This is a genomic window from Pararhizobium sp. A13 (assembly GCF_040126305.1).
In the GTDB taxonomy this organism is placed as follows: Bacteria; Pseudomonadota; Alphaproteobacteria; order Rhizobiales; family Rhizobiaceae; genus Pararhizobium.
Map to the genome: position 1 here is coordinate 4,313,917 of NZ_CP149510.1, position 12,059 is coordinate 4,325,975.

The following is a 12,059-nucleotide window of genomic DNA, read 5'->3' on the forward strand; positions in this document are numbered from 1 at the left end:
CCCTCGAGGGGGGAGATTGGTCGCAAGCCCTGTGGCCATAAGGGAAAAGAACGATATTCCCCCTTGAGGGGGAGATGTCACGAAGTGACAGAGGGGGGTTAGCTTCCCCGATTTCGGACGCATTTGCGCAATCAATAACGGAGTGTGAGGTCACACCCGAATTCTGTTTCAACTGGAATATCATCATGACCTCCTTTCTCTTCCCTTGATCAGCGCGGCATCCACCAGCCGGTGCGGCCGCCGATGTGCATGTTGAGCGTCTTGGTTTCGGTATAGTCCTCCACCGCATGGCGGCCGAGTTCTCGCCCGAGGCCGGATTGGCGGTAGCCGCCGAAGGGCAGTTCGGAAGCGCCGTCCATGAAGGTGTTCATCCACACCGTTCCGGCCCGCACCTTGCGGCCGATCGTCAGGCACGTGTCGAAATCGCGGCTCCAGACGCCAGCCGAGAGGCCGTAGTCGATGGAGTTGGCGATGCGAATCGCTTCCTCGGTCGTTTCGAAACTCAGAACCGAAAGCACCGGCCCGAAGACTTCTTCACGGGCCACAGCCATATCCGGCGTCACTGCAGACAGGATGGTCGGCGACATAAATTGGCCGGAGCCTAGATCGAGTGCTGCGCCGCCGTGCGACACGGTTGCCCCATCGCCGGCCGCCGCCGAGACATAACCGACGATCTTTTCCAGATGCTGCGGCGTGATGATGGCGCCGACCTGCGTCGACAGATCGAGCGGATCGCCGACCTTGACCTTGGCCGAAAGCTCGGCAACGCGGCGCGTCACTTCGGCTGCGATATCGCGATGGACGATCAGCCGCGAACCGGCATTGCAGCATTCGCCGGCATTGAAATAGGCGCCGAACACCGCAGCGTCGATGAAATCGTCGAGATTGGCATCCGGAAAGACGATCTGCGGGTTCTTACCGCCGAGTTCCAGCGAGACTTTCTTCAGGGTCTGCGCCGCATTGGTCATCGTCAGCTTGCCGACGCCGGTCGAGCCGGTGAAGGAGACCATGTCGACATCCGGGTGGCTGGTCATCACTGCGCCGACATCCGGGCCGGTGCCGGTGATGATATTGACGACGCCTGCCGGAATGCCGGCGGCCTCGAGGATTTCGCCGAGAACGAGAGTCGACCCCGATGTCAGCTCGGACGGTTTGACCACCGTGGTGCAACCGGCCGCCAAGGCGAAAGGCAGTTTTTGGCTGACGATCAGGAAGGGGAAATTCCACGGCGTGATGATCGAGACGACGCCGATCGCTTCGCGCAGGACGACGCCCAGCGTGCCGTCGCCAAGCGTGTTATAGCTCTCCCCATGCAGGTCGCGGGCAAGAGCGGCCGCATAGCGCCAGATATCGGCGGCACCGCCGAGTTCGCTCTTGGCCTGGCTGATCGGCTTGCCGGATTCGATGCAATCGAGGTACGCCAGCTCATCGGCGCGGGCAGCGATCATGTCGGCGGCCTTGAGCAGGATCAACGAACGCTCCGATGCCGTCATGCGCGGCCACGGGCCATCGTCGAACGCTTTTCGCGCAGCGGCAATTGCCCGTTCGGCATCCGCCTTTGTCGCAGCCGGGTAGCGGCTGACGGTCACGCCATGGCCGGGCGCCACGCGCTCCAGCGTCCTGCCCTCGGTCGCGTTCACCCATTTGCCGTCGATCAGCATCTGGAAGTCGCGCACCTTCGCGTCCGTCAGCGCCTTGGGCTTCACCAATACCGTCATTACCATTCTCCCTTGAATTGCGCGGGACGCTTGCCGGCAAAAGCCGCAACGCCTTCCTTCATGTCGCCGGTCTTGGCGGCCAGCATCGACCCCAGCGCCTCGACGGCCGTTCCGTTGTCCTCGCCATTGGCCGAAGCGATCATCAGCTTGCAGATTTCCAGTGCCGCCGGGCCGCGCTTGGCGATGCGGCCAGCATAATCTTTCGCCACCGCCATCACCCTGCCGGTCTCCGCCACCGCATCGACCAGCCCGACCGCCCTCGCCTCCTCGGCAGTAAACATCTCCCCGCCGAGCACCATGCGGCGCACCACCTGTGCGCCGAAGCGCTTGACGAGGCGCTGCGTGCCCGACCAGCCCGGAACCATGCCGAGACCGGTTTCCGGCAGCCCAATCTTGATCTGCACTTCCGCAATGCGGATGTCGGCAGCCGCCGCCAGTTCCAACCCACCGCCGAGCGCGTGACCGTTCATCGCCGCAATCACCGGCATACGCAGGGTCGCCAGACGCTCGAACACGCGGTGGCCGAAGCGCACCCATTGATGGCCGAACTCGTTCGGGCTCATCGCCCCCCAGGCATTGATGTCGCCGCCGGCGGAAAAGGCCTTGCCCTCGCCGGTCAGGATGACGACACGCACGTTGGCGTCAGCCTCGACCGTATCGCAGGCCGCGGAGAGCGCCTTCAGCATGTCGATGTCAAAGGCATTCAGCTTTTCCGGCCGCGCCACGGTGAGGACGGCGATCGCATCGTCGATCTCGATCTTGATCCGAGCATCAGGCATCCGACGCTCCTTCCAGTTTCCGCACCGGCTTTTGCGGCAGCGTCAGGCCGATCGGCGCCTCGTGGAACAGGGCCTCGTCCATCACTTTAAGCCGGTCGGATACGATCAGCGGAAACTCGGACTGATCGAGAATATGCGTCTGCAGATCAACGCCGGGCGCGATTTCCGTCAGCATGATGCCTTCCGGCGTCAACTTCATCACACAGCGCTCGGTAACATAGGTGATGTCCTGACGCTGCTCGACGGCGCGGCGGCCGGAGAAGGTGACATGCTCGACCTCGTTGACCAGTTTCTTCAGCTTGCCTTCCTTCTCGATCACCAGCTTGCTGTCGGCCATCGAAAGTTTTGCGCCGGCATTGAACATGCCCGAGAAGACGATCTTCTTCGCCCGCGCCGTGATATCGACGAAACCGCCCGCCCCCGCCGTTACGTGCGGCCGGAAGGAAAGTTTCGAGACATTCACCGAGCCGTCCCTGCCGATTTCGAGGAAGGAGAGCAGCGAGGCATCGAAGCCTGCACCCTGGAAGTATATGAACTGGTAGGGCGACGGCATGAAGGCATCGGCGTTCGAGGCGCAGCCGAAAGCAAAATCCAAGAGCGGCACGCCACCGACCGCACCCTGCTCGATCACCCAGGTGACCGAACCGTGCAGACCCTCCTCGAGCAGGATACGGGGCACGTTGGCCGAGATGCCGAAGCCAAGATTGACGCAGCTTCCGCCCTGAAGCTCCTGGGCAACGCGGCGGGCGATGACCTTCTGGATGTTGAATTCCGGCACGCGGAACGTGTCGAGCGGTCGGAAGATTTCGCCGGAAATGGCCGGGTCGTACTCCGTCAGCGTCGTCTGTTTCTGGTCCGGATCGACGACGACATAATCCACCAGCATGCCGGGCACGCGCACGTCATGGGGCTTCAGCGAACCGGACTTGGTGATGCGCTTGACCTGCGCAATGACGATGCCGCCATTATTGCGTGCAGCCAAAGCCTGATCGAGGCCGCCGAGGTACGCGCCTTCATGCTCATAGGTCAGATTGCCGCGCTCGTCCGCCGTCGTGGCGCGGATGATCGCCACCTGCGGCACGATCGCCTTGAAATAGAGCCAGTCCTCGCCCTCGAATTCAATCTTCCTGACCACCGGTTCGGCAGCCGCCGAAGCGTTCATCGCGCAGCCCTGGCGCGACGGGTCAACGAAGGTATCGAGGCCGATCTTGGTCAAGACGCCCGGACGCTTGGCCGCCGCCTCCCGGTGCATGTCGAACAGCACGCCGGAGGGAATGTTGTAGGCCGCGACCTCGTCACTGCCGATCATCTGCCAGATCAGCGGTGGCTCGGCCGTTGAAGGGCCGGAGGGATAGGAGCCGCCGATGATCTTCTTGAGCAAGCCCTTCCTGGCGATGTAGTCGACACCCTTGATGCCGCTCATGTCGCCGGCGGCGATCGGGTGCAGCGTCGTCAGATCGCGGGGATGGCCGGTTGCGTCGAACCGTTCGCCAATGGCTTTCAGCATCAGGTCCGGACAGCCCAGCCCACTCGACGACGACACGGAAACGGTCGCGCCATCGGGGATCAGGGAGGCGGCTTCAGCTGGGGTGATATGCTTGCTCATCAGTCTCGTCTCAAAGTCCGGTTTCGATGCGTACGGTGCCGCCGCTTGCCGCTGCCTGCATGACGGCAAGGCCCGTGCTCAGCGACCAGATACCGTCTTCGCCGCTGCAGAGCGGCTTGCCCCTGCCCGCGATCGCCTCGTCGAAGGCGACGAGCGTGTTTTGGTAGAGATTGCGGTGATCAAGCGACAGTTCGGTCTCGCCATCCATGTTGCGCAACGTGACCGTACCGACCGGCTTCTGGGTCATGCAGTCGCGGCCGATCAGGGAGCCTTCGGACCCATGTACCTCGAAGCCAGTCGTTGCGTATTTCGTGGTGAAGCCGTCATGGAATTGTGCGATCAGCCCGGATTTGAATCGCAGCACGCCCATCGCAGCGTCTTCCAGCCCTGCCTTCGCCATCCCACCATACTGGCCCAAACCAACGGCCTCGACCGGATCGTCGCCGAGCACGAAGCGCAGCGTGTCAGTATCATGCACGGTGATATCGAGAATGACGCCGCCGCCGGCCTCAGGCCTGTCGAGGCGCCAGCCCTGCAGATGCGGCGGCAGGTAGACCGCGTGAAAGACACGGGCCGCCAGAGGTTTGCCGATCGTCCCGGCGGCGATCGCGTCGCGCATGGCGCGATGGGTCGCAGCACCCCGCAGGTGATGATTGGTCGCCATGACGACGCCGGCGTCACGAGCCGCCGTCACCATCGCATGTGCGTCCTCGATCGACATCGCCAGCGGTTTTTCGCACAGAATATGCTTGCCGGCCCTCGCCGCGGCGATGACCTGGTCGCGGTGCAGCTCGTTGGTGGTGGAGATGTAGACCGACTGCACATTGGGATCGCCTACGAGATCGGCAACACTGGTCACCGACTTGGCAATGCCATGATCGCGCACATAGGCCGCACCGCGCTCGGCGCTAGTGCTCATCACCGAAACGACCTCACCACCGACGGCGCGCATCGCGTCGATCACCCACTCATGGGCAATCGTGCTTGCCCCGATCAAACCCCAATGTGTCATAACAGAGATAGCCTTTCCCTCTTGTCGGTCGCGGCGCCACAGCTCTGGCGCACGACGAGCCGCACCGAACTGACGATCGCCTCGGCATCGACCCGTCCGGCATTGATCTGCTTCAAAAGCAACTGCGCAGCCCGCCGGCCCATCCCCTGCGGATCGACGGAAACCGTCGTCAGCGCCGGCACCGCCGTCTGCGCCTCGATCACGTCGTCGAAGCCGATGACGGCAAAATCCTCGCCCGGATCGAGACGATGGGCACGCAACCCGTCGCAGACACCGAAGGCGACCGCATCGTTGAAGCAGACCGCCGCCGTCGGTCGCTCGCGCAGCAGCAGTGCCCGCTCGATAGCCGCGACACCGCCTGCCCGCGACGGCGCGGAACTGATGACCAACTCATCATGAACAGCGAGATCCATATCCGAGAGCGCATCGCGATAGCCTTCCAGCCGTTCATGAAAGACCGCCGTATCGGGAAAGCCCCCAAGGAAGGCGATGCGGTGATGACCGAGCCCGGCAAGATGCCGCACGGCTTCGCGCGTGCCGGCATGATTGTCCGAAACCAGTGACGAAACCTTGGCTCCCGCGACCTGGCGGACGACGTTGACCACCGGAATACCGCTCGCCACCAGAGACTTCAGGTCGGCAGCCTCAGTGCCACGCGCCGGCGATAGGATCAGGCCGGAAATACCGTGTTCGCGCATCGAGGATATGACCTCGCGCTGGCGATCGAGGCTTTCGGCGGTATTGGCGAGGAACTGAACATAGCCGGCCGATTGCACGACCATGTCGACCCCAACGGCAAGCTCCGCAAAGAAGCTGTTGGTCAGGTCGTTGACGACAATGCCGATGATCTTCGACTTGGCATTGGACTGGCGCAGATTGGCCGCGCCGCGGTTATAGACATAGCCAAGATCCCGGATGACCGCATTGACCTTGGCGCGGGTCCCCTCGTTGACGAGCGGGCTTGCCTGAAGCACGAGCGACACGGTCGACTTCGACACGCCGGCGGCGCGCGCAATATCGATGACCGTGACCCGTTCCTTACCCACATTCTCCTCCCAGCGAGGTCTTTCGCCTCAACATCTGTTATTAGATAATTGGAACGTTCCAAATTTGTCAAGCAGATTTCGTGAAAAATGCACCCGCAAGGCTGGCGATCCGTTATCAGCCGAACTCTCAGGCAAGCCGCACACCGTCCATCTATTTGATTTTCATCAATTATATCTAGAATTGTGGGGAAAAATTGGCCTATATGAACTCACAACGAAGAGGTCGGCACCCCTCACTGAGCGCGTCGCAGCACGATATCGGCATCAAATTACCTCTTGAAATTTGGAACGATCTAAATTATTCGGCTTGCAACATCCGAGGAGGAGCCTGCATGTCCGCCACCCTGTCGCTGCCGCGCGCCGATGGCTCGCTTGAGTCTTACCGCCCTGTCGGAACCCCGATCGCGCGGCCCGCAGCAGTCCCGACCTTCAATCGTATCGCCTATGCCGCCGCCCATGTCGTGTCCGATCCGCTGGCCGATCTGCAGCCCTGGAACCGCCCCGCCATCGATTGGGACGCAACCATGGCGTTCCGGCATCATCTTTGGGCGCTGGGCTTCAAGATCGCCGAGGCGATGGATACATCACAACGCGGCATGGGCCTTGACTGGGCCGGCGCGCAGGAACTGATCCGCCGCTCGCTGGCCGAGGCACGCAGCGTCCCGGGCGCCGATCTCGCCTGCGGCGCCGGCACCGACCATCTCTCGCCGGCCGACGCGCGCTCGTTGGACGATGTCATCCGCGCCTATGAAACACAGATAAGCTTCGTCGAACGGGAAGGCGGCCGGTCGATCATGATGGCAAGCCGGGCGCTGGCCCATGTTGCCAGATCGCCGGATGATTATCGCAAGGTCTACGGCAACATTCTTCGCCAGACGAAGGACAAGGTCGTGCTGCATTGGCTCGGGGACATGTTCGATCCGCAGCTGAAAGGCTATTGGGGTTCGGAAAATTTCAATGCCGCCCTTGATACCGTCCTATCGATCATCGAGGAGAACAGGACCAAGGTCGAAGGCATCAAGATATCGCTGCTCGACAATGCCTATGAGGTCGCGCTGCGCAACCGGCTGCCGGACGGCGTGCTCTGCTTCACCGGCGACGATTTCAACTACGCCGAACTGATCGAAGGCGATGGCCGCAAATTCAGCCACGCCCTGCTCGGCATTTTCGATGCCGTCGCACCCTCGGCATCGAAGGCGTTGGCTTCGCTGGCAGCAGGCGACCTTGCCACGTTCCGCAGCGTCATCGAGCCGACCGTGCCGCTCTCGCGCAAGATCTTCGAGGCGCCGACGCAGTATTACAAGGCCGGCGTCGTCTTCCTCGCCTGGCTGAACGGCCACCAGAAGCATTTCACCATGCCGGCCGGCATGCAATCGGCCCGCGGCGTGCTGCACTATGTCGACATCTTCCGTCTTGCCGACAACGCCAATGTGCTCGACAAGCCGGATCTGGCCATGGAGAGAATGAAGGCCTTTCTCGTCACTCAAGGGTTCTGACTTCTCTCAGACCCCCGCGATTGTTGCCGTCTTTTCGCAGAAAACGCCTTCATTTCTCGCCCGATCTCGTGTTGAAGAGGGACAAGAAAATGCGGGAGACGGCGAAGGCATGGCTGCGATGAAACCCTGGAAGCGGCGACTGCGCAAATGGCGCAACCGCGTCGCAAGACGCATCTTAAGCACCCGCCCCGGTCGCGAGATGCTCGTCAGTTCTGTCAGCCCGAACATACTGGCGATGACTGCCGATTGTGGCGACCATCTGATGACCTTCTCGCCGCACGACTACATCGGCCGGAAAATCTATCGCAAGGGCCATTTCGAGCGCGAGAACGTCGATCGCCTGCTGGCGATCCTGCGCAAGCGCGACCTGTTGAGGCAGGATACAGTTCTGCTGGAGCTCGGCGGCAACATCGGCACCCAAACCATCTATTTTGCCCTCAGCCGGGCGTTCAGGCACATCCTGACCGTCGAGCCCGATCCACGCAATTTCAAACTGTTGCGGACAAACATCGACCAGAACGGCTTTGGTGAGCGCATCACCGCGATCAACAGCGCCGCCGGCGAAAGCGAAGGAGCGCTCGATTTCTTCCTGCACCGCGACAATCACGGCAAGAGCAGCGCCCTGCGCCAGAGCGACCAGGACACCGCGATCACCGTTCCGGTAAAACCCGTCATCGCCATCCTCGCGGAAGCGGCCGTTGCGCCGGAGGAGATCGGGCTGATCTGGATGGATATCGAGGGATACGAGCCGGTCGCGGCCCGCTCGATGCAGCCGCTGCTTGAGCGCCGTGTGCCGTTCTATATGGAGTTTTCGCCAGTCTTCTATGGAGCTGACGGATCAAAGGCCTTCATCGATCATCTCGCGCAATTCTACGAGAACTGCATCATCTTCTTCGAGGACCGGCAGGTGGAGATGAAGGTGACGGCAATGCCGGTCGAACAGGAACAGTTCGACGTCCTGCTCCTGCCTTGAGAGCGAAAGACGTCGCCTGACCCGATCAGCTCTTCCGGTAGAAATAGGTCCGTCCCGGCTCGGCGCCGGCAGGAAGCGGCAGCGGCTCAAGCGCGGCATGGTCGAGCGGCAGGCCGCTTGCAGCGATGCCGCCGGAGACAAGCGCTGCGGCGACCGATTGCGGCAGCCAGGTCAGCGTATGGGCATCCTTTTCCGGATAGGCCGTACCGATATCGGCATGCGCAAAGGCAATTTCCTTTCCGGCAAACTGCTCGATCGTCTCCCGGATATCGCCGAGGATGAGATCTGCCTCCGGCGGCGTCGAATCGGGATGAGAGCCGACGGCACGATCGAAAGCGATGATGCGGTTGTTTGGAAACAGCTCGCGGATGTGATCATAGGTCCGTCCGTTTCCGAGCCCGATTTCCAGGATCACGCCATCGGGCGCAACCATCGAGTTGTCCTTGATATGGTTGAGAACAGCGCGCTGCGACTGCATGCGCGAGATAAAACTATCGAGGCGGCTCATCTAATACTGTCCATCCATTCCAAATCAGCGGCCAAATCATGCGGGCCAAATCATGCGGGTTGTCCCGCTTAACACGAGGTTGCGCAACCGGTCGACCGCAGTGGCTTGAAATAGGCTGCTATTTCAACCACGCGGCGGGATGCCGCAAGCCCGCTCGCATCCGCACATTTTTGACATGCTCGATCGTCAAACCGCCGTCGCCTGCCCTGCGCGAATATGCTAGCCTGACGGCATGAGCCAGCTTTCCAGCGAAACATTCTTCAGTACGCTTCCGGTCTTCGTCGAGTTCGAAGGCGTTGCCGACGCCAGCAACTACCGGGCGCTGCCTGCCGACTGGGCGCTGGCAACCGCCGACATCGTCGATTCGACCGGCGCGATCGAGGCGGGGCGCTACAAGGCCGTCAACATGGCGGGCGCCAGCGTCATCTCGGCGATCTTGAATGCGCTCGGCAAACATGACCTTCCCTTCGTCTTCGGCGGCGACGGCGCGCTGGTCGCGGTTCCCCCCTCGGGGGTGGAAAAAGCGCGCGCTGCCCTCTCGGCCGTGCAAAAATGGGTCACGGAAGAACTGCAGTTGACGCTTCGTGCTGCCCTCGTTCCCGTCGGCGATGTCAATACTGCGGGTCTCGAAGTGCGCGTCGCGCGCTTTCAGGTCAACCCGAACATCTCCTATGCAATGTTCGCCGGCGGCGGCTCGAGCTGGGCGGAAGCCCGCATGAAGGAGGGCCTGTTTGCCGTGCCGCCGGCACCAGAAGGCGCGCGGCCAGACCTGACCGGCCTCTCCTGCCGCTGGAACCCCATCCAGTCGCGCCATGGCGACATCGTCTCGATCATCGCGGTGCCGACCGGCTCCGGCAACAATGAAGCGTTTCAAGCTCTGATTTCCGATGTTGTCGCGCTCGCCGCGGCCGAAGAGCGGGACGGACATCCGGTTGCCGCGGAAGGTCCGCAGATTGGTTTGTCCGTAGCGGGGTTGTCGGCGGAGACAAAAACCGCCCCGAAGGGCAAACGGCTCCAGCACCGGCTTTTTATTCTCGGGCAATATCTGCTCCTCGTTTGCCTCTACCGTCTCGGCCTGACGCTCGGCAATTTCGACCCGCGCAGATATCGGCGGGAGGTCGCCCGCAATTCGGATTTTCGCAAGTTCGACGATGGCCTGAAAATGACGATCGACGTCGATCCGGAACGGCTACGCCTTATCGAGGCGCGGCTGGAGGAAGCGGCCAAGGCCGGCGTCTGCCGCTACGGCCTGCACCGGCAGGATTCGGCGCTGATGACCTGCATCGTGCCGACGCCGCTCAGCCACGACCACATGCATTTCATCGACGGTGCGGCGGGCGGTTATGCGGTCGCGGCCAGCCGTCTGAAGAAACAGGGATCCGCAGCACCTCCCGTCGCAGTTACGCCTTGAGGATCGTCTGGCCTTCGATGCCCCGTCTTGCGAAAGCATTGCGGGTGTCGACGATCAGCGGCGCCCAACGGGCAAGCCCGGCATAGTCCACCGCATCGTGATCGGTGGCGATCAACACCGCATCGAAGGCCTTCACCGACTGCTCGGTGAGCGGCACCGATTGCCGTCCCTTCAGAGCCATGTATTCGCGCGTCCGCGGAATCTCGGCCACATGTGGATCGTGATAGGCAGCGCTGCCGCCGCGTTCCTCGATCAGTTCGATCAGTTTCAGCGAGGGGCTTTCGCGGATATCCGGCACGTTCTTCTTGTAGGCAAGGCCGATCAGCAGAACACGCGAACGGCTGAGCGCCTTGCCGAGATGAATGTCGAGCGCTTCTGCGAGCCGCCCCACGACATGACGCGGCATGGCCGAATTGATCTCGCCGGCAAGCTCGATGAAACGAGTCGGCAGTTCGTATTCGCGCGACTTCCAGGTCAGGTAGAAGGGATCGATCGGGATGCAGTGGCCTCCAAGTCCCGGGCCTGGGTAAAACGGCATGTAACCGAACGGCTTGGTCTTGGCCGCATCGACCACCTCCCAGATGTCGATGCCCATCGCCTCGTAGACGACCTTCAACTCGTTGACGAGCGCGATGTTGACGGCGCGAAAAATGTTCTCCGTCAGTTTCACGGCCTCGGCCGTCGCCGTTGAAGACACCGGCACCACGGTCTGGACGGCAGCGCCATAGAAAGCCTCCATCAATTTCGCCGCCTCGGCGCCATCACCGGCGACGACCTTTGGGATGCTCGACGTGTGGAAATCGCGGTTGCCGGGGTCTTCGCGCTCCGGCGAAAAACCGAGGAAGAAATCCTGCGCCGACTTCAATCCGGTCTTCTCAAGGATGGGCCGCACGACCTCGTCCGTTGTGCCGGGATAGGTTGTCGATTCCAGCACGATCAGCTGTCCGGGCTTCAGCGTTTCGGCAATGCGGTCGCAGGTCTGGGTAATGAAGGAAAGGTCGGGATCGCGGTATTTCGTCAACGGCGTCGGCACGCAGATGATGATGATGTCGCAGTCGGCAAGCCGGCCGAAATCTGTCGTCGCCCGGAAGCGGCCTTCAGCCGTCTCCGTGGAGAGAACCGCGTCCGGCACCGCCTCGATATAGGAACGTCCGGCATCGATGGCGACGATCTTCTCCGGGTCGATATCGAAGCCCGTGACGGCAAATCCACTGCGCGCGACGGTGATTGCCAGCGGCAGGCCGACATAGCCGAGGCCGATCACGCCGGCATGGGCGGTACGGTCCGCGATCTTCGACAGAAGGGTTTCGCTTGAGGAGGAAAGGACGGTCAAATGCATGTTCCCGGCTGATCGTGGCACGCGCAAGCGGCTTTGCTGATGCCGGTCAGTTGAGGATAAAATCACCGGGTGTCAAGCACCGGCCTTAATCGCGCCGTGGCCGGACACGCAACGGTCTGCCAAATTGTTGGCGCGCAATCTGGTTTCACCGATATCGCCTCCTATATTGAG

The 12,059-nt window shown here is 61.9% G+C and carries 10 protein-coding genes; 3 read left to right on the forward strand and 7 right to left on the reverse strand.

What is annotated here, in order from left to right:
* Positions 1–209: 209 nt before the first annotated feature.
* Genes WI754_RS21060 through WI754_RS21080 form a run of 5 tightly spaced genes read right to left on the reverse strand, consistent with a single transcriptional unit; the run spans position 210 to position 6,161 of the window.
* Entirely contained in the window at positions 210–1,718 is a 1,509-nt protein-coding gene (locus WI754_RS21060) for an aldehyde dehydrogenase family protein (protein ID WP_349435420.1), read from the reverse strand.
* Positions 1,718–2,497: an enoyl-CoA hydratase/isomerase family protein gene (locus tag WI754_RS21065; protein WP_349435421.1), complete on the reverse strand. Its 780-nt coding sequence runs from the start codon at positions 2,495–2,497 to the stop codon at positions 1,718–1,720. The genes WI754_RS21060 and WI754_RS21065 overlap by 1 nt, the downstream gene beginning before the upstream one ends.
* Positions 2,490–4,103 (reverse strand): acyl CoA:acetate/3-ketoacid CoA transferase, encoded by a 1,614-nt coding sequence (locus WI754_RS21070; RefSeq protein ID WP_349435422.1) that lies wholly within the window; start codon positions 4,101–4,103, stop codon positions 2,490–2,492. Before WI754_RS21070 ends, WI754_RS21065 begins: the two co-directional genes overlap by 8 nt.
* Positions 4,104–4,113: 10 nt before the next feature.
* Positions 4,114–5,115 (reverse strand): Gfo/Idh/MocA family oxidoreductase, encoded by a 1,002-nt coding sequence (locus WI754_RS21075; protein WP_349435423.1) that lies wholly within the window; start codon positions 5,113–5,115, stop codon positions 4,114–4,116.
* Entirely contained in the window at positions 5,112–6,161 is a 1,050-nt protein-coding gene (locus WI754_RS21080) for a LacI family DNA-binding transcriptional regulator (protein WP_349435424.1), read from the reverse strand. Before WI754_RS21080 ends, WI754_RS21075 begins: the two co-directional genes overlap by 4 nt.
* A gap of 332 nt (positions 6,162–6,493) precedes the next feature.
* Here WI754_RS21080 and WI754_RS21085 point away from each other — a divergent pair, with 332 nt between their 5' ends.
* Complete coding sequence (locus WI754_RS21085; protein WP_349435425.1) at positions 6,494–7,657, forward strand: dihydrodipicolinate synthase family protein; 1,164 nt, start codon at positions 6,494–6,496, stop codon at positions 7,655–7,657.
* Between the two features lie 109 nt (positions 7,658–7,766).
* Positions 7,767–8,630, forward strand: a complete 864-nt coding sequence (locus WI754_RS21090; RefSeq protein ID WP_349435426.1) for an FkbM family methyltransferase — start codon at positions 7,767–7,769, stop codon at positions 8,628–8,630.
* Between the two features lie 25 nt (positions 8,631–8,655).
* Here WI754_RS21090 and WI754_RS21095 read toward each other — a convergent pair whose 3' ends face one another.
* The gene (locus tag WI754_RS21095; protein WP_349435427.1) at positions 8,656–9,138 is read right to left on the reverse strand and encodes a class I SAM-dependent methyltransferase; all 483 of its coding nucleotides are present in this window, start codon (positions 9,136–9,138) and stop codon (positions 8,656–8,658) included.
* 232 nt (positions 9,139–9,370) lie between these two features.
* On the opposite strand from WI754_RS21095, the gene WI754_RS21100 reads away from it, so the two are divergent.
* Complete coding sequence (locus tag WI754_RS21100) at positions 9,371–10,549, forward strand: DUF3095 domain-containing protein (protein ID WP_349435428.1); 1,179 nt, start codon at positions 9,371–9,373, stop codon at positions 10,547–10,549.
* On the opposite strand, the gene WI754_RS21105 is transcribed toward WI754_RS21100, so the two are convergent.
* Positions 10,539–11,882: a nucleotide sugar dehydrogenase gene (locus tag WI754_RS21105; protein ID WP_349435429.1), complete on the reverse strand. Its 1,344-nt coding sequence runs from the start codon at positions 11,880–11,882 to the stop codon at positions 10,539–10,541. The two genes, WI754_RS21100 and WI754_RS21105, sit on opposite strands and share 11 nt — an antisense overlap.
* Between the last annotated feature and the right edge of the window lie 177 nt (positions 11,883–12,059).